Annotated in this window: 27 protein-coding genes; 2 read left to right on the top strand and 25 right to left on the bottom strand. The window is 40.8% G+C overall.

Annotated features, from left to right (window positions below):
• Positions 1-19: 19 nt before the first annotated feature.
• Both AC1RFD_RS04140 and AC1RFD_RS04135 read right to left on the bottom strand, forming a co-directional pair.
• A complete protein-coding gene (locus AC1RFD_RS04140) occupies positions 20-619 on the bottom strand; it encodes a hypothetical protein (RefSeq protein WP_054550937.1) in 600 nt (199 codons plus the stop codon).
• A 176-nt stretch (positions 620-795) separates the two neighbouring features.
• A complete protein-coding gene (locus AC1RFD_RS04135) occupies positions 796-1353 on the bottom strand; it encodes a GNAT family N-acetyltransferase (RefSeq protein WP_048390456.1) in 558 nt (185 codons plus the stop codon).
• A 163-nt stretch (positions 1354-1516) separates the two neighbouring features.
• On the opposite strand from AC1RFD_RS04135, the gene AC1RFD_RS04130 reads away from it, so the two are divergent.
• Together AC1RFD_RS04130 and AC1RFD_RS04125 are read left to right on the top strand one after the other, a co-directional pair.
• Positions 1517-2071 (top strand): sigma-70 family RNA polymerase sigma factor, encoded by a 555-nt coding sequence (locus tag AC1RFD_RS04130; RefSeq protein ID WP_054550936.1) that lies wholly within the window; start codon positions 1517-1519, stop codon positions 2069-2071.
• Positions 2064-3137 carry a hypothetical protein gene (locus AC1RFD_RS04125; protein WP_054550935.1) on the top strand — a complete coding sequence of 358 codons (1074 nt, stop codon included), beginning with the start codon at positions 2064-2066 and terminating at the stop codon, positions 3135-3137. The genes AC1RFD_RS04130 and AC1RFD_RS04125 overlap by 8 nt, the downstream gene beginning before the upstream one ends.
• A 35-nt stretch (positions 3138-3172) precedes the next feature.
• Here the strand turns inward: AC1RFD_RS04125 and AC1RFD_RS04120 are convergent, their stop codons facing one another.
• The 23 genes from AC1RFD_RS04120 to AC1RFD_RS04010 form a co-directional block, all read right to left on the bottom strand.
• Positions 3173-3595 (bottom strand): hypothetical protein, encoded by a 423-nt coding sequence (locus tag AC1RFD_RS04120; RefSeq protein WP_131519882.1) that lies wholly within the window; start codon positions 3593-3595, stop codon positions 3173-3175.
• A 636-nt stretch (positions 3596-4231) separates the two neighbouring features.
• Positions 4232-5101 carry a DMT family transporter gene (locus tag AC1RFD_RS04115; RefSeq protein WP_492474528.1) on the bottom strand — a complete coding sequence of 290 codons (870 nt, stop codon included), beginning with the start codon at positions 5099-5101 and terminating at the stop codon, positions 4232-4234.
• Positions 5102-5126: 25 nt separating this feature from the next.
• On the bottom strand, positions 5127-5672 hold the full coding sequence (locus AC1RFD_RS04110) for a GNAT family N-acetyltransferase (protein ID WP_054550933.1): 546 nt from the start codon (positions 5670-5672) through the stop codon (positions 5127-5129).
• Positions 5662-6195 carry a cysteine hydrolase family protein gene (locus AC1RFD_RS04105; RefSeq protein ID WP_103117891.1) on the bottom strand — a complete coding sequence of 178 codons (534 nt, stop codon included), beginning with the start codon at positions 6193-6195 and terminating at the stop codon, positions 5662-5664. The genes AC1RFD_RS04110 and AC1RFD_RS04105 overlap by 11 nt, the downstream gene beginning before the upstream one ends.
• A 171-nt stretch (positions 6196-6366) precedes the next feature.
• Positions 6367-7305, bottom strand: coding sequence for a malate dehydrogenase (mdh, locus tag AC1RFD_RS04100; RefSeq protein WP_048390446.1), 939 nt, complete (start codon positions 7303-7305; stop codon positions 6367-6369).
• A 34-nt stretch (positions 7306-7339) separates the two neighbouring features.
• Positions 7340-7732 (bottom strand): BMC domain-containing protein, encoded by a 393-nt coding sequence (locus AC1RFD_RS04095; RefSeq protein WP_492474871.1) that lies wholly within the window; start codon positions 7730-7732, stop codon positions 7340-7342.
• Positions 7722-7991, bottom strand: coding sequence for a EutN/CcmL family microcompartment protein (locus tag AC1RFD_RS04090; RefSeq protein ID WP_016995124.1), 270 nt, complete (start codon positions 7989-7991; stop codon positions 7722-7724). Before AC1RFD_RS04090 ends, AC1RFD_RS04095 begins: the two co-directional genes overlap by 11 nt.
• Before the next feature lie 6 nt (positions 7992-7997).
• On the bottom strand, positions 7998-8840 hold the full coding sequence (gene pduL, locus AC1RFD_RS04085) for a phosphate propanoyltransferase (protein ID WP_492474527.1): 843 nt from the start codon (positions 8838-8840) through the stop codon (positions 7998-8000).
• Positions 8841-8856: 16 nt separating this feature from the next.
• The gene (locus AC1RFD_RS04080; protein WP_048390439.1) at positions 8857-9132 is read right to left on the bottom strand and encodes a BMC domain-containing protein; all 276 of its coding nucleotides are present in this window, start codon (positions 9130-9132) and stop codon (positions 8857-8859) included.
• An 18-nt stretch (positions 9133-9150) separates the two neighbouring features.
• A complete protein-coding gene (gene fabG, locus AC1RFD_RS04075; RefSeq protein ID WP_016995121.1) occupies positions 9151-9921 on the bottom strand; it encodes a 3-oxoacyl-ACP reductase FabG in 771 nt (256 codons plus the stop codon).
• A 30-nt stretch (positions 9922-9951) separates the two neighbouring features.
• Positions 9952-10239 carry a BMC domain-containing protein gene (locus AC1RFD_RS04070; protein WP_112117869.1) on the bottom strand — a complete coding sequence of 96 codons (288 nt, stop codon included), beginning with the start codon at positions 10237-10239 and terminating at the stop codon, positions 9952-9954.
• Between the two features lie 15 nt (positions 10240-10254).
• On the bottom strand, positions 10255-10875 hold the full coding sequence (locus AC1RFD_RS04065) for a hypothetical protein (RefSeq protein WP_115673997.1): 621 nt from the start codon (positions 10873-10875) through the stop codon (positions 10255-10257).
• Between the two features lie 5 nt (positions 10876-10880).
• Entirely contained in the window at positions 10881-11495 is a 615-nt protein-coding gene (gene pduL / locus AC1RFD_RS04060) for a phosphate propanoyltransferase (RefSeq protein ID WP_281216609.1), read from the bottom strand.
• A 16-nt stretch (positions 11496-11511) separates the two neighbouring features.
• Positions 11512-11793: a BMC domain-containing protein gene (locus AC1RFD_RS04055; protein ID WP_004229005.1), complete on the bottom strand. Its 282-nt coding sequence runs from the start codon at positions 11791-11793 to the stop codon at positions 11512-11514.
• A 14-nt stretch (positions 11794-11807) separates the two neighbouring features.
• Complete coding sequence (locus tag AC1RFD_RS04050) at positions 11808-13289, bottom strand: aldehyde dehydrogenase family protein (RefSeq protein WP_492474526.1); 1482 nt, start codon at positions 13287-13289, stop codon at positions 11808-11810.
• A 15-nt stretch (positions 13290-13304) separates the two neighbouring features.
• A complete protein-coding gene (locus tag AC1RFD_RS04045; protein ID WP_004229009.1) occupies positions 13305-13595 on the bottom strand; it encodes a hypothetical protein in 291 nt (96 codons plus the stop codon).
• Between the two features lie 4 nt (positions 13596-13599).
• The gene (locus AC1RFD_RS04040; RefSeq protein WP_259948896.1) at positions 13600-14343 is read right to left on the bottom strand and encodes an HAD family hydrolase; all 744 of its coding nucleotides are present in this window, start codon (positions 14341-14343) and stop codon (positions 13600-13602) included.
• A 20-nt stretch (positions 14344-14363) separates the two neighbouring features.
• Positions 14364-15770 carry an ethanolamine permease gene (gene eat / locus AC1RFD_RS04035; protein ID WP_048390427.1) on the bottom strand — a complete coding sequence of 469 codons (1407 nt, stop codon included), beginning with the start codon at positions 15768-15770 and terminating at the stop codon, positions 14364-14366.
• 25 nt (positions 15771-15795) lie between these two features.
• Positions 15796-16815 (bottom strand): phosphotransferase enzyme family protein, encoded by a 1020-nt coding sequence (locus AC1RFD_RS04030; protein ID WP_054550922.1) that lies wholly within the window; start codon positions 16813-16815, stop codon positions 15796-15798.
• Between the two features lie 43 nt (positions 16816-16858).
• Positions 16859-18124: a class-III pyridoxal-phosphate-dependent aminotransferase gene (locus AC1RFD_RS04025; RefSeq protein ID WP_004229019.1), complete on the bottom strand. Its 1266-nt coding sequence runs from the start codon at positions 18122-18124 to the stop codon at positions 16859-16861.
• A gap of 13 nt (positions 18125-18137) precedes the next feature.
• Positions 18138-18929, bottom strand: a complete 792-nt coding sequence (locus AC1RFD_RS04020; protein WP_004229022.1) for a DeoR/GlpR family DNA-binding transcription regulator — start codon at positions 18927-18929, stop codon at positions 18138-18140.
• A gap of 318 nt (positions 18930-19247) precedes the next feature.
• On the bottom strand, positions 19248-20198 hold the full coding sequence (locus tag AC1RFD_RS04015) for a stalk domain-containing protein (RefSeq protein WP_492474525.1): 951 nt from the start codon (positions 20196-20198) through the stop codon (positions 19248-19250).
• Between the two features lie 214 nt (positions 20199-20412).
• Complete coding sequence (locus AC1RFD_RS04010; protein ID WP_259419078.1) at positions 20413-22182, bottom strand: glycerophosphodiester phosphodiesterase; 1770 nt, start codon at positions 22180-22182, stop codon at positions 20413-20415.
• Positions 22183-22206 lie beyond the last annotated feature (24 nt).

Raw genomic sequence — 22206 nt, 5'->3', positions numbered from 1 at the left:
AATATTTCACTTTGAGCTTTTACTCCTTTCTGGCCTCTGTATAAAGAAGTTTTTCGAGTTCGTCCACCTTGCTCCCGTCTAATTGGTGTGTGAGCCCATATGTTTCACCCTTGCCATCGTTATTGATGATTACGTTGAGATCGTGAAGTAATTCAGTGAAATACGTAAAACACTTAGTTAATTCTCCATAGGACTCAGCTGTATCAAGACCTTGCTGTTTCTCAACCGATATTACATAATCCAGATGTCCCATCAAAATCTGCAGTACATTTAAATTTTCAAAATCCTTTTGAAGGTCTTCCCCTTGAACCCTAAAATATATCATTTCCTTCGTGAGACGATCTGCCCTTAGATAATATTCGTCTACGTCTGTTGTTTTGTTAATATCTTGGGCATGATAGGCAATCCAAGCTTCCAACGTTGGTTCAATCTCATAGTTATTGAAGCCTTCAGGGGTTGATACATCATTCCAGATTTTCGAAGGGTTTACTGCTGCTACGTGTTTGATTGTTGTTTCTTCTGTTTTTACCTGTTCCCCTTTCGTTTCTCCTTCCTCGGTACAACCTATTAACAATCCACTTATCAATAGTCCTGTCAATACAACATTTACGAGCTTCATCTCTCTCACTCCTCTTTAGAAGGTTAGCCATTTATTATAATAATACCTTACACTAGTTAATTTTTATAATATTTTCCATTTAAAAGTTACGTTTAACATGGCTGATTCTCTATGTATCTCGCAGTAATAGCAAAATTAAAAGCCACCCTCATGATGAGAGCGACTTTCCTAACCTCCTAATATTCACTTTTCAATAGGGAAAAGATAGCGAGATCCACATACTTCCCTTTTTCAAATTCATGTTGCCTCAAAAGACCTTCTTGAGAAAAGTTTAATTTTTCCAATAGTTTGATAGATGCTGTGTTTTCTGGCTCTATTTTTGCTTCGATTTTATTGATTCCCATGGATGTAAAGGCAAAGTGGATGATCGAACTTAAAGCCTCTTGCATCACACCCTTCCCCCAATAGTCAGGGTTTAAATCATAGCCAATTTCTATACGATTATGCTCTTTTTCATAATTCAAATAGCCACATGTGCCAATCACCTTGTTGGTCTGAATTTCCTCGATTACCCATCTTAAGCCTTTTTGTTCTTTAAAAATTTTCTCATACCAATTGATTTCATCAATAGCATCTTCAACTGAAGCAAACAATGGTAATGGCAGGTACTTCACTACATTTTCATTAGAATAAAGTCTCAAAATATCTTGGCCATCATCCATTATCCCTTTTCGTAAAATAAAACGCTCTGTTTCCAATTGAGGAAAAACCGTAAATTCGAATTGTGTATGCATACTACTCCCCTTTTTCACCATTTATTAGCATTTTACTATTGAATAATAACACAAAAATCTCTCATACTCTCTTTTACTGCTATTACAAATCACTCGTTATTATAGTAAATTGATTACAACCAAATGGCACCAACTCCGTCTAATAATTGAAAGGGTGTGGAAGATGCTTGAACATGTGAGAACATCAATAGAAGTTAGCGGTGAATGTAGTAAGGAGGAGAGGCTTGAATGGTTGATGAAGGCATACGGAGATGACATAGCACGTCTTGCCTTTACGTATATGAAGCACAAGCAGCTTTCGGAAGATATTGCGCAAGAAGTGTTTATAAAGTGCTATGAGCATTTAGATAATTTCAGGAATGAATCTTCCTATAAAACATGGTTATATCGAATTACTGTCAATCTATGTAAAGATAAATTAAAAAGCTGGTCTTATAGAAATATTGTTCTGACAGAATTTTTCTCAAAAATTAAGAGTACTAGTCAATCCCCTGAGTTGGAATTAGTCGGACAGGAGGATAAACGATTACTTTCTGAAAAAATCCTTGCTCTACCAATAAGATACCGAGAACTCATTATTTTCTATTATTATGAAGAGCTGTCCTATAACCAAATAGCTGATTTGTTAGATTTGCGTTTACAAACCATTAAGTCTCGACTTCATAGGGCTCGACTTATGCTCAAAAAATCAATGGAAGGGTGCAAGATAAATGAATGATATGTTTAAAAATATAGGCAAGGCATTGGATGACACGGCATTCCAGGACATTCATTTTAATGAGAAACATAAAGAAAAAGTAAGGCAGAGGCTTCGAAAAGATTACAAGAAACAGCCCCAATTCCAATCCATTTTCAATCATTTGTTACCTATAGCAGTCATTGGTTTTTTTCTTATAGGAGCTAGCTATTTTATGGTCACGGAGCTGACAGTACAACCAGTTGATAAGGGAGACCGTTCACAAGAACCTATAATGGAAACTACTCTTTATCATCCCCCGATCCAAGAAGAATTTTACGGGGATATGACGAAAGAGGATGTCGTGAGTAAATTATTAAATTCGATTGATTATTTTCACTCAGCAGCTGGAAAATTTGAAGAACATAAAATTTCTCAAGACGGTTCCACTAGAACATTGGGTGTTACTTATAAAGTAAGTACCAAAAAAGAAGTTGGAGGCTATGAAAAAATAATCGCTTTAGATGATAACACGACGGGAATCAAGAACGATACACAGGAGTACTTTTATAACAACAGAAAGAGCTGGTTAAAATATACAGCACTTTATGGACAAAAAGTTTATACAGTTAGTGAAACGAAACAGAAATCAAAACGAGACGTAGTTACTCCTGAGCAAGCTTTTAGTATTGACTTGAAATATCCGCCTATTTCATATAATAAATTGAGAGAAAGACCTTCATTTGGAAGTTCAAGTATGTCGTTATTCGCTTATGAGAAAGCTGCTAGTTATTTAAGAAATATGGAGCATTGGGAGATTGAAAAACAAAATGAAGCGTTGTTAGGTCATAATACAATCGTATTAGCTGGGAAAATGGATGAAACGGTGACAAATAGTGAAAATTTAAAAGGCACGACAGAAGCGTTTCGTTTTTGGGTGGATAAAGATACTGGGATTCTCGTTAAAAGTGAAACATATGACCAAAATGGTGAGCTGACAAGCTATGTTCATCCAGAAAGGCTTGAAGTGAATGTATCTATTGACCCACAAGAATTTATTCCAGACTTAGAGGGCTATCAGCTTCCTAGCAAACAGAAAAAAGATTGAGGCTTATTGCTTCAATCTTTTACTTTATGAAGATTTTAATTTCTCAACATCAGCAAACATTTCTCAACTATTTCTACCTCATCTACTGACAGTTGGTCTAACAGCAGTGCCAGTTTTTTCTCATGTTCCTCTCCTTCTTCTCCTATCCAGCAAATGTAGATTTCGCAATAATCTCCTTTGGGAAGGAATTTTTTTAGAAAGTCACATACATGGTGAAAAGTTCTTTTGGCTTTTTCATAGTTATGGGGGGAATACACTTTATTTTCGTTATGCATTTGCCAAATGGGTTCTCCCTTTGTTTCGATTTCATATACATAGGGTGTTGTAAAATGCTTTGCCTGTACAATTTGGCGATTCTCTTTTACTGAGAAAAAATAATTTATGTCAACTTCATTTTCTGTATAGTCATCCTGTATTTCAACTGGAAAATTGAAGCCTATATAGGTTGCCATACTCATATTTTGCTCCTCCTATTAAAAAAACCCTGTAAATGTACAGGGTGTCAGCAACGTAGCTGTTGATAGTGTAAATAGACACGCTTTGGAGTTCGTGCTTCTACGAATTTTTCTTGCATCACCAATTCCTGGACCACGCTTTGAAGAAATTGCTTGAAGCAAAAAGGCTTCAAACGACGGGTTGTCCGCTTCCTTTTGTGAGGCTTGCTACCGTAGTTGGTCTACCGTGATGGCTGTTGCTTTGATGGTTTGGTGTTGCGGCGGTGTTTTTGGTTCAATATAGAGCGTTGTGTAATACGCATCCGCAATGACAATCACGTAAATAATGAATAGTAATCGTTTTGTTCAATGGTTCAAAAAAATCATTTCTCCCTTTTTTATAGCTGACAACGAAAACTTGTCTACTTATCATACGAGCAATTGATCAAAAGGTTTCAAAAATATTTAAAGGGAGACAAATTTCTGTCTCCCTTACGCCTCTAGGCTTCTGCCACCATCATTTTCCCAGCGATCAATGTCCCAGTGATCCTCATCTTTTTCTCTCAAAATACCCATTGCATTCAATGGAACGAATGACATTTTGTCCCTCACCCTTTTCAAGCGTTCTTCTCTAGTTTATGAAGGGAAAGGGGTTTTCGTTCATTGTAAAATAGGCTTAATTTTAAAGCCTAAGGCAATCGCAGCTCCAATGCAGCTAAAAAGACAGCCTAAAATTAAATAAATACTGAGTGTTGATTCGCCGATGACAACAGACGCAATACCACCAATCACGGGGAATAATGCAACCATATAGCCACTTTTTGCCCCTCCAATTCGTTCGACTAGTTTTAAGTAAAATAACCATGCGAAAAAGGATGCAATAAGCGTTAAATACAAGAGCGCCGATAAGTAGGTAAAGGATTTGGGTATTACGACTGTTTGTCCCTGTAGCCAAACAATGGCACACATGACTGCACTACCCACTGCAAAACCAATGGCATTCGCATAAATCGGGTTGATTTGATGCTTGGCATTTCGGGCAGAGCTTGCATCCCCAATGGCTGTTAGGACAGTCCCTACGAAGGCAATTAACACTCCTTTTAACTCCATATTATGTAAAGATGGATAAATCAGCACCCCCACGCCGATGACGCCTAAAATACCGCCAATTAAAACACGACGATGCAATGGCTCCTTGAGAAATATCCGTAGGGCGATGGGTGTTAGTATGACTTTTAATGAAAAAATTAATGTGACAATAGCAGCCGAGCTCCATATCGTCGCATAATACAGCGCTAAATAGCTGAATGCAAAATTACAAACGCCAAAAACGATGATAAAAGGTACATCGCCCTGTTGTGGTTTACCCTGTGGCTTCAAGAACCAAGCAAGGATGAAAAATAAAAGGGCTGTCATGACTAAACGATAGGTTAAAGATAATTCTAAACTGACTGGCGTTCCTTGAATTTTGACTGCAATAAAATTAAGACCCCAGACAATCAAACAAAAGATATACATAAAATTTGTCATGCTGTTTTAAATTCCTTCTCCGATGCTATTCCTTCCATCTTCCCATAATGATCGTGTGATAGAACCTGCCATCTGCAAGGCATTTATCATTTTTCAGAATGCCTTCCACTAAAAAGCCCATTTTTTTATAGAGCTGTATCGCTTTCTCATTGGTTTCTAACACTTCTAGTGCTATTTTGCGAATACCATTGGCATCTGCCCAATCAATGGATTCTTGCAGCAAGGCTTTTCCTATGCCATAGCCCCAAAACTCTTTACTGACTCCAACACCAAAGGTTACTTTATGGGCAAGCCTTTTGAGTGGAGAGCCCTCACATCTTGAGAACCCAACGATCCGATCACCGACAACCGCTACTAAACATAAATTTTTTGAGCTTTCGCTATCCTGTTGAATAAGCTGCTCAAAGCCTGCTCGATCAATCAATGCCTCGCCCTGTTCACGATCGAAGTTTTCCGTTTCACCGTCTAATTGCAAGCGTAAATCTGATAAGGCTTGGGCATCTTCGCGTCGGGCACAGCGAATTGTATAGGATAGCTCTTTTATCTGGAGCTCTTTCTGATCAATCAGCATGTTGGAATCCTCCAATTGACTGAATCCGCACAAAACGATTATGCCAAATGGATTCGTGATGTTGAATAATTTGTGGTGCTGCCAGTACATTACTATCTAAGGTGCTATGTGCATCTTCTATTAAAATATTATGATGGTAGCCATGACTAAAAGCACTACGGATTGTTGTATCAAGACAAAACTCTGTTTGAGCACCCGCGAAAATCAATTGGTCGATGTGATGCGCTTGTAAATAAGCTGCAAGCTCCGTTTGATAGAAAGCGTCCCACGTTGTTTTTTGAATCACTTGATCCTCCGCCTGTCTAAGTAATCCATGATACAGTTCCCAGCCTGGTTGACCTAATGCAAAATCCACATCATCTGCGTCTGTATGCTGAATAAAAATAACGGGTACTTCGTTGCGCCGTGCCCATGTAATGGAGGCATTAATATTTTTGATAATAGCTTCACTGTTCCAAAGATTTTGCTGGCCATCTAGAAAGAAAGCCTCCTGTATATCGATAATGATGAGTGCTTGTTTCATCGTATCCTCCTTTGTGCATCAGTAGTAACTTTTTTAATTGTACAGAAAACGATCTTCCATTAAAAGAAAATTTTGCACAACAAAAAGCACCTTTACAACATCGTAAGGTGCCTCAACTATGTACACTACCATCTAATACATGCCACTATTAGATGGTGTCATGCGCTCGCATCATTTGATATAGGCTAATGTTTGATAAACTTGGTGAACCGAATGATTAAATGCTTGCTGTTCCTCTTCGTTTAAATGCAATTCAATTACACTTTCAATACCAGCTCCCCCTAAAACAACAGGGACACCAATGCAGGCATTGTCTACTTGATATTCGCCCTGTAAATACGTAATGATGGGCATTACTTTCCGTTGATCCTTCACAATCGCTTCAATCATTTGGACAATGGCGGCAGCTGGGGCATAATAAGCACTGCCATTGCCAAGTAGGGCGACAATTTCGCCTCCACCTTTTCGCGTTCGCTCCACTAATTGCTCAATCTGTGCTTGTGGCATTAATTTTTCTAATGGTATTCCTCCGACATACGTATAGCGAACGAGTGGCACCATTTCATCGCCATGTCCACCCAAGACGAAGCTCGATATATCCTCGACAGCAAGCTGAAGAGCCTGTGCGATAAAGGTATTAAAGCGCGCTGTATCTAAAACACCTGATTGTCCCATGACACGATTTTTGGGAAAACCCGTTGTTTCCAGACAAACATAGGTCATAGCATCGACAGGGTTACTTAAGACGATAATATAGCTAGTTGGCGCATAACGTTTGATTTGTTCGCTTACCGTGCGGATGATTGCCGCATTTGTATGAATTAAATCCTGCCGTGTCATGCCAGGCTTTCTTGCAATACCTGCCGTGATAACCACAATATCAGCATGAGCTATTTCCTGATACTTTGAAGTAGCCGTCACCTGTACGTTAAATCTTTCTATTGGTCCAGCTTGGAGAATATCTAATGCCTTCCCTTTCGCAGCATTTTCGAAGTCTGGTAAATCGATAAGCACAATATCCCCGATCTGTTTCTGTGCGACCATTAACGCTACGGTTGCACCTGTATGTCCAGCGCCAATGATGGCGATTTTGGGTCGCCTAAAGCTCATTTGCCTCCCCCTCCTAACGACATAGATTCATCGACTACTTATCTGCCTGCTCATCCTCTACAAGTTTTGTTTGTTGAGGCTTCTGGCGAGTGCTTGTTTTTTTGGCTGCTGCCTCCGTCACTTTTATCGGCTGTGTTTCATCAATAATCGCTGTGAATACTTCATTGGCTGCTCGTGGAATTACATGTGCGCTTAGTAGCGTGCTCGTTCGCGTTGCTGCCGCTTTACCAGCATCAACCGCAGCCTGTACTGCACCAACATCTCCCTCGACAATAATGGTTACGATACCACCGTCTACTAGCTCCTGTTTCACTAATTGGACATTGGCTGCCTTTAGCATGGCGTCTGCAGCTTCAATGGAGCCAATCAAGCCATACGTTTCAATCATTCCTATCGCTTCTGTCACTGTGCTCACCTCACGATTCATCTGTGCCATCTATAATGCCCACAACAATGGCATCAATTGGACAAATACTGGACGTAGAAAAACTTCGTACAGCAGCACTGCCCATTGTTAAAATGACGTTATCTCCAACACCTGCACCTATACGATCTGCCGCAACAATTTGTTCATCACTCAGTTGACCATCCAGCTTTATTGGCTGGATAATGAGTAATTTCAATCCCTGTAGCCCTTCCTCTTTACGTGTTGCCCAGATATTTCCGACCACTGTTCCTATCCGCATGCATCCTCATCCTTTTTCGTGAAACTGAAGTTCAATTTCTAATTTTTCCACGGCCTCCTTCGCCAGTGCCGTCAACCTTGCCTCTTTGGGGACTATCACTGTCTCACCTTGATAACGGCTTACATCATTTGCCGTTATAATCTTGTGGTTAATTTCAATTGGAGGACTGACGAAGTTATTGTAAGGCTCTCCTGCCATCTTGCCTGTTATAATTGTACCCGTTTCACCCTGTTGGATGAAGCCTGCGTTTGCTTCATCTGTATCAATATGCATTTCTAAATGATAGTGATCAGCCACACGAATTTTCACTTGCTCAAAGGTAATGGGACGTCGCCCTTGCACCTTAACGGAGACGTATTGACCGTTCTGAACCCCTAACTGCTGTGCATCAGCAGGTGCCATATGAATATGTGCTTGTGCGATAATGACCCCTTCTTGTAAAATCAAACTTCCTCTAGGTCCTACCAGTATACAGCTAGCTGAGCCAGCAATTTCTCCCGATTCACGCAAAGGTGGTTGAATTCCTAGGGCAATGGCATCTGTATGACTAATTTCAATTTGTGTGAAGGTGCGAGCAGGACCTAATACACGTACATTTTGGATGATTCCTTTTGGTCCCACCACCTGTAGCGTTTCATGTGCTGCAAACTGACCGGGTTGAGCTAACATTTTTTTTACACTCAGCGTAGCACCTTTGCCAAATAGCTGCTCGACATGCTCTTGTTGTAAATGAATATGCCTTGCTGAGATACCTATAGGAATTTCATTGGGTGTAGGAGCTGCTTCTTTTTTAGGTAGTAATTCGGCTATGACATCATTAACAATTTTTATTATTGCTTGTTCATTCATATAGCCACCTCACTCATTATTGCATTTTTAAAATCGCTTCCAATTCTGCATGTGGTCGCGGAATCACATGTACAGATAATAGCTCTCCAACACGTTGTGCAGCTGCTGCTCCTGCATCTGTTGCGGCTTTCACAGCCCCTACATCCCCACGAACAAGCACCGTGACAATACCGCCACCCACATGGACTTTACCCACAATATTCACGTTGGCAGCCTTGACCATTGCATCAGCTGCTTCAATAGAGCCCACTAAGCCCTTTGTTTCAATCATTCCTAATGCGCCTAAATTCATTTCGTATCCCTCCTTCTATTAAAATGCCTCTGCATCTTCAGGTAATGTTTGGCCACCATCAATAATGATCGATTGACCCGTAATAAAGCCTGCCTCCTTACTACTAAGGAACAATGCAGCATACGCTATATCCTCCACACGACCAAGGCTGCCAAATGGAATCGCCTTCGCCATCTTCTGTAGATAGGTGTCACCAAGACCATCTAAGCCTTCTGTTGCGATATTTCCTGGTAACACGGCATTGACCGTAATATGATAGGGTGCTAATTCAAGAGCCGCAGTCCGCATAAACCCTAATTGAGCTGCCTTACTTGCGGCATAATGTGTCCATCCAGCATAACCAGTCACTGGACCCGTTATCGACGAGGTAATAATGACCCTGCCAGCATTCGCTTTCTTTAAATGGGGCACGCAAGCTTTGACAGCAAACATCGTTCCTCTGGCATTGACATTTAATACCTGATCCCAATGGTCCGTCGTCATGTCCTCTAGTTTCATCGAGGGAAAAATACCAGCATTGGCACATAAAATATCGATGGAACCAAAAGAGCTAGCAACCTCCGTAGCCATGCTTTCAACAGATTCATAGTTTTCAACATCAACAGTGGCAGCAGAAGCGGAGAATCCTTGCGCTTGTAATTGATTTGCTACATCTGTGGCAGCTTCCATACCTCTTGCTGCAATCACCACATGAGCACCCTGTTCAGCAAATACGGTAGCAATCCCCTTCCCAATTCCTTTACTACCACCAGTAACTATGACAACCTTCCCTGTTAAATCGACCTTCAACTCGTTCCTCCACCTTTCCTTTTATTCATTTTAAGTACTTGGCTTTTTCGCAATTTCTGTTACTAATCCATTCACCGCGATATCTGGCCTTAAAATAGTTGAAGAGGCAATCCATTGGTTGGCTGCTTTAGCTAGTTGTGTACCAATGGCTATCGCTTCCTGAATGGCCGCTGTGTCCCCTTCAATGGCAATGGTTACTAGAGCCAAATCGATGGTTTCTTGTCGAAGTATTCGAATATCCGCTGCTTTAAGCATAGCATCTGCGATTCGTATTGAAATCGCAAGTCCTCTTGTCTCCACAATACCAATCGATTTCATGTAACAACACTCCTGCTAATATCTTTGTATCGTCATCCCTTTTTCCTGAATCATTTCTTGTGCTAGTGCTGTAAGTTTTGTGTGGGCAGGTAGTGTCAGCCGTTGCCCCTTGTACGATTGAAGCATCTCTGCTGTCAAATAGTTTGCCACTATAGTCGAACGAGCCGGTTCCTCTTGCTGCTTTAAAAATCGAATAAGCTGTGCAAATAACTGAATGTCACAGCCAAACTCCTTTAAGCGCTCTATATGATGCAGCAACATTTTCATGTAAGGATTCGGTTCCTTTGCTGTGACAACAGCAGATAATTTTTCATTTGGAATTAAAATTGCTGTTTGATTGCTAACCAGCAACTCAGACAGGTACAAGGCTGCCGGTGTAGTAGGCAAGCCTTGGGCACTGCTGACGATAAATGCTTGATCCACTTCGAGAAAAACAATAGCATCGTAGAATAGCTGAGTGGGACTTGTGGTTTCATTTGCCTGCCACTCCTCAACATGGCAATAGCTTTGTAATACGTCCACCTGTTTCTTAGAAATGGTCGTATGAGAATGGACAAGCAAAAGTCTTTTATGCTTTTTATCCATCATCGATATGACTACTTCTTCGATGATTCTCTGTAATTCTTTTATATCCATACCTGTCACTCCATTTTGATAAGCTTGCCAATCGAATGCTGTTGAACAGCGGCGGCATTCGCTTCATCTGTATCTACATGCATCTCAAGGACGAATGCTGAGGAGACACGCACAACCACATTCATTAATCGTAGCTGACGTCCATCCCCACAGATTTCAACCGTCACAACTTCCTTATCTTGGACATTGAAGGCAGCAGCATCGGATACAGCCATATGAATATGTGCTTGTGCAATAATCAATCCTTGTGTTTTATGGAGAGTTCCATGAGGTCCAATCAATGTGATTGATTCAGATTTTTCTAAGTCGCCTGACATACGAATTGGTGGTGTTACGCCAAGCTTGATGGCATCCGTTTGACTGATTTCGACTTGGGTTGCAGTGCGAAATGGGCCTAAAACCCGAACCTTGTCAATTTGGCCTTTGGGTCCCTTAATCGTTAGAACATGCTGTGAAGCAAATTGACCTGGCTGGGAAAGTTCCTTCCATTTCTGTAACGCTGCGTCTCTACCAAATAAATAATAGAAATCCTCCTCATTAACATGACAATGACGGGCAGAAATCGCAATCGGGATACTTTGATTTGTAACTTCAGTGACATGTATTTGATTGTTTGTCATCACAATCCCTCACTTTTCACTTAGGTAAAATTGCGTATAATTCCGAATGAGGGCGTGGAATAACATGTACCGATAATAGTTCACCTACTCGACGTGCGGCCTCAGAGCCTGCATCCGTCGCTGCCTTGACTGCCCCGACATCACCTGTCACCAGCACCGTCACAATGCCGCCACCAACATGTACTTTCCCTACAATATTGACGTTTGCTGCCTTCACCATGGCATCTGCCGCCTCAATTGATCCGATTAAGCCTCTTGTTTCAATCATGCCTAAAGCTCCATTTATCTCTACGCTCATTTCCTTTTCCTCCTCTAATTACTTAGCTTTGTGAGTACTTCCTCTACAATCTTTTCAATGGACAACCTGTCAATAGACACCCCTTCAATTGCTTGCATCGCTGGAGCCTGTATATTTTGTGGATGCTGTGGGGGAGGAATCGTTAGTGCCTTCACACCATAGGCCACTCTTTTTTTATTTAATAAATGATGTGCAGAAATATTATCACTCGTAATATTTCCCCCATAGGCCCCACAGCCCAATGTAAAGGAAGGCGTTAAACTTGTCGTACCGCCTGCAGCCCCAACAGATGCTAAAGTATTGACTAATATTCTGGACACGGGCATTTGAGCGGCAAACTGCTTAACAAAATGTTCATCCTGTGCATGAATAGCCAGGCTATGTCCTCTCCCTCCAACGTCAAGCAAGCGACGGCAAATCTTTACGGCTTCTTCCTGAGAACGAGCCGTATAAAGACCTAGGATGGGAGAAAGCTTTTCCATGGAAAATGGATACTCCTTCCCAATCTGATGTTCCTCCGCTACTAATACGCGTGTATGCCGAGGGACATCAATATTGGCCATATGGGCTATTACGGTTGCTGGCTTCCCGACAATTTGGCTATTTAATGTACGAGCTACTGGTGAAATCACCTTTGCTAATTTTTCCTTGTCCTGCCCACTTAGAAGGATGGCCCCATTTTCTGCTAAAGCAGCCATCACCTGTGCTTTGACCTCCTGATGTACGACAATAGCTTGTTCTGTGGCACAGATCGTACTATTATCAAATGATTTACTATCGATAATTTGCTTCATTGCCTCGTTCACATTTGCTGTGCGATCAATATAGACAGGAACATTCCCAGGGCCAACACCATAGGCTGGTTTCCCTGAGCTATAGGCAGCTTTGACAAGCCCTGCTCCACCAGTTGCTAAAATTAGCTGTACATCACGATGATGCATAAGTTCCTCTGTTCCTTTTATTGTTGGATGGCTAATCCATTGAATAAGTCCCTCTGGCGCCCCTGCACGAACGGCTGCCTGCTGACAAATTTTCAATGCCTCGATGGTGCAGTTGACTGCTGTTGGATGAGGACTAAAGACAATGGCATTTTGCGACTTTAAGGCAATTAGCGTTTTAAAAATGGCTGTAGCAGTCGGGTTCGTGACAGGTGTAATTGCCGCAATAACACCGAATGGATAAGCAATTTCCACCTGCCTTGCTATCCTATCCTCATGTATAATGCCGATTGTCTTTTCATGCCGAATGGCTTCATAGACACCTTGAGAAGCCAACTCATTTTTTATTTTTTTATGTTCAATAATGCCCATCTTTGTTTCCGTAACAGCTAATACAGCAAGATTTTCTGCCTGTTTATAAGCAGCTTGGGCAATGGCCTCTACAATTCGATCCACCTGCTCTTGCGTAAAGCTGGCATACATTTTTTGCGCAATCGAAGCGGCTGCTATTCCGTCTCTTGCCTCTTGTATCGAAACCAAATCTTGGTCTCTCACCATATGACGAACCTCCCGTCATGTAAATTTTTTTAGGGCAATTAAGTCGCTCGAATTAGCTACAGAGACAGTGCCTGATGATTGCTGGTGCAGACTTTGCCAATGCTGTAATTCATGCGTAGATAATGCTACATATGCAGGGGCAGTTGTTTGCTGCGTCTGATGTTGGTTTTCTTTTATTAATCGAAATGATTGCCATTCCTGTAATTCCTCATTTGATAACGTTTTAGAAGCTTGTTCAGGCTGAGAGCCTTGCGTTAGTTTTTCCAATACCAATTCAGTAATCTTGGCAATTAGCTGATTGTCCATATGCTCACTCCTTTTCGATTAGCATGGTGAGAACAGATTCGTCATACGCTTCAATAATTGCGGTTGCATCAGGTAAATAATCCTTTGGGTATGTGGCACTAGGAATGATGCCAATTGAAAAGCACATGCCAGCATTTTTAGCAAAGAGCATATCTGCATTCGAATCGCCAATCATCACGGCTTTCTCAAGCGATACTTGAAACTGTTCCTTTGCCACATATGCTAAGTCTGGGAAGGGCTTACTGGATGTAGCTTGGTCACTTCCTAGAACGAAATCAAACAAAGCTAATAACTCTAGCTGTTGTAAATGAGATTTGGCTCGTGCCGTTTGATCAGCTGTAATCACCCCTAATTTCTTCCCTTTATTTTTTAAGGTTATTAAGAGATTACGAATACCTGGTAATGCCTGTACCTTGCTATTTTCCTGCTGCGATGTGGCTAAGTTGGAAGCTGCTCTCGCAAGTGTTACCCCTTTGCTCCATGGGATTCCCTGCTGATAGAGTAAGAACGCCACGATCGTCTCAGCTTCTTGTATACTTCCAATAGCTAGAGGACTCGTTGGGTCAATCGTTGTTCCATTGTCATTAACCCCTATGTTTCTTAAAAAAGTTTGTAAGGAAAAATAGATCTCTAAGTCTGAATTTTCAGTTAAATTAGCATATAAATTTTTGGCCCAGGCAATCCATAAAGAATCCATTTCTATGATTGTTCCATCCTTATCAAAAATGACCCATTCCACTTTTGTCATAGGAAAACCCATCCCTTTATTTATTCTCGTATAGCCTCTATTGGCGATACTGGTGCTTGCACCTCAACCTGCACTGTAGCGTCCTTCGCAAAGCGTTCCTCTGGTGCATCCTCGTTAATATGGTGTCTTGCCCACACCCAATAATAGATCGTTGCCACAGCAAAAACAGCCAAACAAACGATGAAAAAAGTCAAATTCGCAAAGAAGCTCGCAAAGATAGCAATGACGGCTAGCACAAGTGAGACAATAGGCGTAAATGGATACAGCGGTGTCTTAAAGGTACGTACTAAATGAGGTTCTTTTTTACGCAAAATCAACACCGATAAATTCATCGTAATATACGATACTAATGCCCCAAATGTAGAAATTAAAATTAAATCATCTGGATTAAATAAAATGACTAACACTAACCCGATAAAGCCTGGCAAAATAATGGCCATATATGGTGTCTGACGCTTTTTATGCATCTTCGATAACATGCTTGGCAAATAGCCTGCACGTGATAAAGCATAGACCTGACGAGAGTAAGCCAAAATCACACCCGAAAAGCTTGCAATTAGTCCTACTAAGCCAACAGATGCTAAAATCTGCGCCAACCAATACGTATTTCCAAAAACAGCGGCAATCGCTGCTGGCAATGGATCTTCAGCAACCGTCATGACATCGATGCCAGCTAGCCCAATGGCAACAGTTGTTGTCAAAATGGATAAAATCAGCAAGGTCACCATACCTGAAATTAACCCCTTCGGCATGTCCTTCTGCACATCTCTCGTCTCCTCCGATAACATAGGCAACATCTCGATTGCTAGGAATAGCCACATCGCATAGGGCAATGCTGACCAGATGCCTTTAAATCCACCTGGTATAAGATCGCCATTCTCAGGGAATAAATGGCCCACATTAATTTGCGGTAAACCAACGAAATACATTAAGACTAGTAAGCCTAAAGCAATAAAAACAAGCACCATTTCGATCGTGGCATATTCTTTAATGCCAATAATATGAACCCCCATGAACAGAGCATACATAAAGGCAGCTGCCACCACTGTCGGTACGGCTGGAAACAAAAAGCTGATATAGCCCCCAATACCAATCGCGATAATTGGTGCGGCAATGACATATTGCAGCACGACACCAACTCCTGTAATAAAACCGATATAACGCCCCATCGCCCGTCGAGCAAAGGAGTAAGGTCCTCCTGCATAAGGTAACATCGTCGATAATTCAGAAATACCTAAGGTCATCGTTAAATACATAATCGCCATAAATAATGTGGCAATGAGCATTCCTAAAAAACCAGATTGACTTAAACCAAAATTCCAGCCAAAGTAGTTCCCAGAAATCACAATGCCGACGCCAATTGTCCATAAATGGATGGGTGTAAGGGCTTTCTTTAATACGATGATTTCATCCTTTTTCGAAGACATGTTATTCGCCACCTTTTATCGTTATTTAGTTGGTACAGTCTTGATACTTTTCTACATAGGCTTTCACTAAATCATCACTCTGAAGCGTGTAATTTTCACCAAGTAAGCGCGTTGTCTCATTATCACGACTTCCAATCCACGAAATAAGCTGTAGTCTTCTCATTAATATAAAAGTTGGAATCATTTCTTTTTCTGCGTCTGTTAATAATCGAATTTTGCTATAGCCCTTAACCCATGAAGCGATCAACTCATCAAGATAAGGCATATGCTCAATAAAGCTCACCGATGTTGCTAAATCATATAAAAACCACCCAAAACCACAATCATCAAAATCAATCACTTTAATTTCGTCCCCATAGATGAGTAAATTAGCTAAGCGTAAATCCGCATGGATAAGACCAAATCGTGTTTTATCTTTACCAAATGCCTCAAGCTTCTTTTGAATGATATGTGATGCTTCCTCATATAAAGCGATTCGTGCAGGGGTCATTCCTAGTCCATCCTGCCATCTCGCCCATTTTGGAGATTGACCTAGAATCGTGTCATAGTCCCATGTCATGCGCTGAAAGGCTTGGTAATAATCATGCTGCTCGATTGTGTGTTTATGGAACATGGCTGTAATTTCGCCTAATGTTTCAAATTGCTGAATTAAGTCATCTTCATTATTCTCATCAGGAGCATTGCCCTCCAAAAATGTAAATAATGTGCTATAATATATCGTGTCATTATACGAATGAGCATGTACGTAGTCACCGTCATCTGCTCGCATCGGTAGTGATACATCAATAGGAGATTGCTCATGGAGCGAGTTTAACCAGGCAATCTCCGCTTCGATCTCCTCTTTTTTATGGTAATTTGGTCGGCTGATCCTCAGAATATATTTTTTGCCCTGCCCATCTTCTACGAGATACGTCGCATTTTCGGAATAATCAATCATTTTACAAGATGCTTCTAGTAAACAACTAAACTCCTTTAATGCATCATTTGCTGCTTGATGAAAGTTGGAAAGGACCAATTCTAAATCTATGAAATCCATTTGACCCATCTAGAAAACCCCCTGTTTACTAAATTGACAAGCTTTCTTTCCTTTAATAGCGTGCAAATTTCACAAGCTGCGCTGCTTCTTTTATGCCCGCCTCACATTTTTCAAGCAATTCATCACAGTACGCTTTATCACATAATAGCCCTGGCTTAAATTGCAACACACGTGTATCCAGCATTGAATAAATGGCCCATACACCATGTTTGTACAAGGAGCTCATCACATATTTAGCCCCTTCAGGATGATTAAATTCTAGGCCCATAACAACGCCAAGCTGACGAATGCCCACAAAGAAATCAGGATATTGTTGTTGAATACGCTCTAAACCACTTCGTAGATAACGAGCAACATATTCTACATTCTTTACTACTTCAGGACGTTGGGAGATTTCTAATACTTTCATCGCCACTACACAACCTAGTTCTGCTCCACCAAATGTAGAAATATGGGCTAGTCCATCTTCTTCCATCCAGCCGCCTGCTCGTTCATTGACCACTGTAGCTGCAATTGGATAGATACCGCCACTTAGCCCCTTTGCTGTCACCAGAATATCCGGTTTCACGCCATAATGCTCAATTCCCCACAGCTTACCTGTTCTCATCAAGCCCGTTTGCACCTCATCTGCAATATATAATGCCCCGTATCGTTCACAAAGTGATTTGACATCAGCCAAGTAATTAGCAGTGGGCAAGGGGAAACCATATGTCGCAGGAATAGTCTCGATAATTACGCTAGCTACATCCCCTCTAGCAAGCTCTCGTTCCATTGCCGCCAGATCATTGAAAGGTACGTGCACAAATTCATGGGGACTGCCCTCACTTAAAAATGGTTTTGAATAGCGTTCATTGCCAAGCGAAACTGCAAGACCTGTGTGTCCATGATATCCATTTTTAATGGAAATCGTTTTTTTACGTTTTGTAGCATAACGCGCACACTTTAGAGCCACATCAATTGCTTCACTTCCACCACTAGAGAAAATAGAATATGTTAAGCCTTCTGGTGTGCAGGCTGCTAATTTTTCAGCTAACTGTGCACGTGCAGTAGATGGAAAATGATGATTACCAATGTCAAAATAATTGGTTCCTTCCACTAATGCAGCAATGACTTCTGGATTACGATGGCCAAGGTTATATGTTCCGCCATTGAGATGCGCATTCATTAATTTTTTGCCATCCACATCGTAGAAATAATAGCCCTCTCGTTTCCCGATAACGACATCAACACCATCGATTTGCCACTGTTTCGTTTTTCCTGGATTCCACCAGTCAATTGATTTTTGTAAGGTTGCCTGTTTATTTGCAAAATAGTCCATAGTTTCCACCTTCCTATACATTGACGTCATCCAACATTTCACCTGCAATGAATAATTCCACTTTTTTCTGCTGTAATCGTTCCTGCCATTGTGTGGAGCTCTTTTGATCTGTAATCACCATCGAAACGTCCTCTAAATGACAAATATGCGCAAATGTAGAGACACCAAATTTCGTATGGTCTGCTAAAATAATCGTATTTTCTGCCCGCTCTATTAATTTCTTTGAAATCGCTGCGCCCGTAATATCATAGTCGGTAATACCATCTGCTAACGAAATTCCGCCTGCAGCAACAAAGGCTTTATTTGCCTTTAGTTGATTAAAAAATAAATCAGCTAATGGACCTCCCATAAATTTTTGTCGATGTTCATATTCTCCTCCCGCAAAGAGCACCTTCCCTTGAAAGCATTCTGCGGCTAATGATAGAACTGGGAGTGAATTTGTGACGACAATGACGTTGGGCTTATCACCTAAATAACGAACGATTTCATAGGCTGTTGTACCATGACCGATAAAGATAACATCACCGTCTTCCACAATACTTGCAGCAGCCTTACAAATCCTTCTCTTCTCTATATTGTTAAGTGACGTTTTCTGTTCAAAGGTCCTCTCATACTTTTCCTTTGCCTTCACAGCCCCCCCATAGACTTTGTGTAGAAGCCCTTCCTTCTCCAATCGATCCATATCTCTACGTATAGTCTCGCCTGATACATTTAATAGCTGCTCTGCATCACTTACCTTCACTTTTCCTTCTAAATCTAAAATATCTAAAATCACTTTTTTACGTTCCTCAAACGAAAGAGACATACATCATCACTCCAAACACAAAGTTAAATCCAACAAAATCCACAAATCCAACACTTTATTTCTGTATTTATGTGGATTTGTTTTGAATTTTAAATAATAGTTTAATAATTGTCAATACTCTGAATTTTATTTTCTGTATGATTTTTTCTCTCTAAAGCCACTTATTTCTCTTAAGCGTAAAATGAAAACTCCACAAAAAACCAATTTCAGTTGTCTCCAACTGCTCTCTAAAACCTTTTTTAAAATATTTTTCTACAACTATTTTTTCCCATAAAAAATCCCCCTTCATGGTAGAAACCATAAAGGGAGATGACGAGATTATTTTGTTAATTCCTCTACAAATTCAACAGGTACGTATGTTTTGCCAGATTCTAATAAAGCAGGGGCTACTTTAAATTGGCGAAGCGCTTTATTATAACCATATTCTTTTTGACCTCGCGTAATTGTATACGAAAGGGCTCCTTTTGAAACAATGGCACCTTTTTGCGTTACTTCTACTTTAAAGCCTAGCTTTTCAGCGATTAAGCGTAGCGGCACCATTTTTGTCCCATCTACTTCGTAAAAGTCTTTATTGATAATTTCTTGAACCGCTGAATCAACTGGAGCTGGAGCTGGTGTTGGAGCTGGATCCACTTCAACAGGCTCTTCCTTCTCAATTGTATCTAATACTATCACTTTTGATGGCGGTGTTTGAGCAGGGATGCTCATCGTTGCGATTGTGTAGAACACCACTAAATGCTGCTCTTTTAAATCGTCCACTTTCACAGCTTTGCCAGTAGCACTTGCTAGCTTCGTGTCTTCCCCAACATTTAACTTGAGGTTATTTTCAGTATCCACTAAATCTTTATTGAAGAAATCCACTTCCACGCTACCCATTTCTTCTGTTTCTACAATGATTACTTCTGGGTTGTATTGTGGTGGATAAATCGCAAGCATCGGCTTCTTGGCATATGAGTAAGCTGACACCTTATCTCCTTTTTGAAGCTTGGCTTCTTTTCCCATATTGTCAAAAACTAATGAGTCTTTATTGGCAATCACAATATTTGTATTGTCACCATCAACCACTGTATAGTATGTGGCATTTTCACGTACTTCTACGTTTTCAACTGTACCTGTCACTTTAATAAAAATAGGCTGCACTTGTTGCTCCGAAGTTTCTGCGTTAATCACAGTAGCCTCTCCTTCGTTCGCTGATGCAGTTGGAGCTCCAATCGCGCCCCCTAATAATAATGCTGACATAGCAAATGGTACGACTTTCGTCATTTTCATACAAAAAGCATCTCCTTCATTTTCCCGAATTCAATAAAGTAGTCGTGTTCACACGAAAAAGGTTACAAACTGTCTCCATTTTTATGGCTAGAGCTTTGCTTCCTCATTTTGAGCGATAGCGATTTGCGAGCGACTTCTCTTGAATATTCGATTTACTAGATGGCGGTGCTTTGCTTTTGGATATTCGCTTCTTCGCAATTTTATTCTCCCCTGATCAAAAGATAAATCTCAGACGATTCAGGATGCGCTGTAAGAAATACTGGTTTTCGCTTTGCTGGGTTCTTAGCTCACGGGCGACGTCGGGGTGGTCAGTGATGACGCCGCTGACATTTTTTTCGATAAAGGTTTGCAGGGAGCGGTCGTCATTGAGTGTCCAAACAAATAAATCGGTCGGATGTTGCTTCAATTCTTCGATAAGCTGCTCCGTTACCCAGGATTCCTCCAATGCGATAAAATCAACATTTTCCTCCATCGGTCCAATATTGAGTGCATAGACAATACCGACTCGCAAATTCGGCACCAATTTTTTTAATTGCGTCATTTTCTGTCCATCAGCGGATTGCACATAATAGGAATCTAGCACCTTGTATTTTCGTAGCTTCTCTACTAATTTAGGTAAAACATCTTCTGTTTCTTGACCATGCACCTTTAATTCGATTAGAAGCGCCACATCTAACGCTTTGGCAATTTCAATACAATCATCTAATGAAGCAATTTTATCGCTAAAGCCATTTTGATGAATGGTTAACGTTTTTAGTTCGCTCAGGGTCATATTCGCAATAACACCATTTTTACCTGCTAACCTTCGTAATGTTCGATCATGGAAGACGACGAATTCCCCATCCACCGTTTGTTGAATGTCGATTTCAATTAAATCTGCCCCCGCATTGGCTGCACTCACCAATCCACTAATTGTATTTTCTACATTGCCTGCTACATAGCCGCGGTGGGCAATAATTTTGGTATCTGGCGCATAGACACTTTTCTCTAATGAATTGATATTCATCATACTTAATACGAGAAACACAATGCCACTGATCAATAGTAATGGCTTATAGTGCCGCTTCCGATGTGTAGTTCCGCTCACTTTTCCTATAACTAGCGTATTATACGTGATGGCGACCATAACTTGTGAAAACATCGCCTGTAATAAACTAAATAGCACCACAAAGACCATTTCTAAAAAGGCTAGTGTCAGCCCAGCCGTAACCAAGGCTGCACTTGGCATTAAACGTTCAATTAAATAGAGGGGAAACGTAGCGACCACTGTGATACCAAGCATCATCAACAGATGACCTGTTAAAAGCATAGCTAGTAGCACGACTAGTTCAAATAAACCACGCTTGGAAAATCGCCAGCTTTGCTTAAAAGAACGCAAAATAGAGATGTTCGGCTGGATTGTAAAGATAGGTAACGTTAAGATGCTTCGAATACCTATCATCACGATGATGCTTGCCACCGCAGCATATGCTAGCCTACCCGCTTGACTACTCATGATTTCTTCAGTTAGAAAATGTGGAAGGGAGATGGATTGAGTCAATGTAAGGGGTAGCATAAAGGAAGCTAGTGGCATTAATAGTGCTAAATAGACGATGAGAAATAGAACTTGCACACTAAAAAAATAGACAACCTTGCGATTTAATTGTTGCCATAAAGGAAGAAATCGGTAACGAAGTCCTCGTTGCTGATGAAAGGCCATGAGAAATAGAAAGCCCATCTCATAATATACAAATAATAAAAACAGCAAAATTAATAGACAAATCATTATCATCACAAAGGGATGCGTCACAAAGCTTTGCCAATTTTGCTCAGTAATATGTGTAAACCCTGTTACTCGTAGCATGAGCTTCAAAACGATAGAGGTTACAGGGATCATTAATAAAAACTGAAAGATTCTAATTAATGCAAAAACCTGTACATAATCGAATCGATAAACATAAATATTATGGACAGCCTGTCGCATTACTTGTCCTGCCTTGTGCACATACTCACCCCTATCATGCTGTTA

The sequence above is a fragment of the Lysinibacillus sp. GW823-FHT02G10 genome (assembly GCF_058797135.1).
The sequence above is the reverse complement of the archived record's forward strand: the minus strand, read 5'-3'. Positions and strand labels throughout refer to the sequence as shown.

Coding starts and splice junctions, on each gene's coding strand:
- AC1RFD_RS04115 (WP_492474528.1), bottom strand. CDS start 5,101: ATGACAAATTTTATGTATATCTTTTGTTTGATTGTCTGGGGTCTTAAT.
- AC1RFD_RS04030 (WP_054550922.1), bottom strand. CDS start 16,815: ATGGGTCAAATGGATTTCATAGATTTAGAATTGGTCCTTTCCAACTTT.
- AC1RFD_RS04125 (WP_054550935.1), top strand. CDS start 2,064: ATGAATGATATGTTTAAAAATATAGGCAAGGCATTGGATGACACGGCA.
- pduL (WP_281216609.1), bottom strand. CDS start 11,495: ATGACAAACAATCAAATACATGTCACTGAAGTTACAAATCAAAGTATC.
- AC1RFD_RS04015 (WP_492474525.1), bottom strand. CDS start 20,198: ATGAAAATGACGAAAGTCGTACCATTTGCTATGTCAGCATTATTATTA.
- AC1RFD_RS04080 (WP_048390439.1), bottom strand. CDS start 9,132: ATGAATTTAGGCGCATTAGGAATGATTGAAACAAAGGGCTTAGTGGGC.
- eat (WP_048390427.1), bottom strand. CDS start 15,770: ATGTCTTCGAAAAAGGATGAAATCATCGTATTAAAGAAAGCCCTTACA.
- AC1RFD_RS04090 (WP_016995124.1), bottom strand. CDS start 7,991: ATGCGGATAGGAACAGTGGTCGGAAATATCTGGGCAACACGTAAAGAG.
- AC1RFD_RS04055 (WP_004229005.1), bottom strand. CDS start 11,793: ATGAGCGTAGAGATAAATGGAGCTTTAGGCATGATTGAAACAAGAGGC.
- pduL (WP_492474527.1), bottom strand. CDS start 8,840: ATGAATGAACAAGCAATAATAAAAATTGTTAATGATGTCATAGCCGAA.
- AC1RFD_RS04140 (WP_054550937.1), bottom strand. CDS start 619: ATGAAGCTCGTAAATGTTGTATTGACAGGACTATTGATAAGTGGATTG.
- AC1RFD_RS04120 (WP_131519882.1), bottom strand. CDS start 3,595: ATGAGTATGGCAACCTATATAGGCTTCAATTTTCCAGTTGAAATACAG.
- AC1RFD_RS04105 (WP_103117891.1), bottom strand. CDS start 6,195: ATGAAACAAGCACTCATCATTATCGATATACAGGAGGCTTTCTTTCTA.
- AC1RFD_RS04025 (WP_004229019.1), bottom strand. CDS start 18,124: ATGGACTATTTTGCAAATAAACAGGCAACCTTACAAAAATCAATTGAC.
- mdh (WP_048390446.1), bottom strand. CDS start 7,305: ATGAGCTTTAGGCGACCCAAAATCGCCATCATTGGCGCTGGACATACA.
- AC1RFD_RS04135 (WP_048390456.1), bottom strand. CDS start 1,353: ATGCATACACAATTCGAATTTACGGTTTTTCCTCAATTGGAAACAGAG.
- AC1RFD_RS04045 (WP_004229009.1), bottom strand. CDS start 13,595: ATGGACAATCAGCTAATTGCCAAGATTACTGAATTGGTATTGGAAAAA.
- AC1RFD_RS04130 (WP_054550936.1), top strand. CDS start 1,517: ATGCTTGAACATGTGAGAACATCAATAGAAGTTAGCGGTGAATGTAGT.
- AC1RFD_RS04020 (WP_004229022.1), bottom strand. CDS start 18,929: ATGTCTCTTTCGTTTGAGGAACGTAAAAAAGTGATTTTAGATATTTTA.
- AC1RFD_RS04065 (WP_115673997.1), bottom strand. CDS start 10,875: ATGGATATAAAAGAATTACAGAGAATCATCGAAGAAGTAGTCATATCG.
- AC1RFD_RS04040 (WP_259948896.1), bottom strand. CDS start 14,343: ATGACAAAAGTGGAATGGGTCATTTTTGATAAGGATGGAACAATCATA.
- AC1RFD_RS04050 (WP_492474526.1), bottom strand. CDS start 13,289: ATGGTGAGAGACCAAGATTTGGTTTCGATACAAGAGGCAAGAGACGGA.
- AC1RFD_RS04110 (WP_054550933.1), bottom strand. CDS start 5,672: ATGCTGATTGATCAGAAAGAGCTCCAGATAAAAGAGCTATCCTATACA.
- AC1RFD_RS04095 (WP_492474871.1), bottom strand. CDS start 7,732: ATGAATCGTGAGGTGAGCACAGTGACAGAAGCGATAGGAATGATTGAA.
- AC1RFD_RS04070 (WP_112117869.1), bottom strand. CDS start 10,239: ATGAAATCGATTGGTATTGTGGAGACAAGAGGACTTGCGATTTCAATA.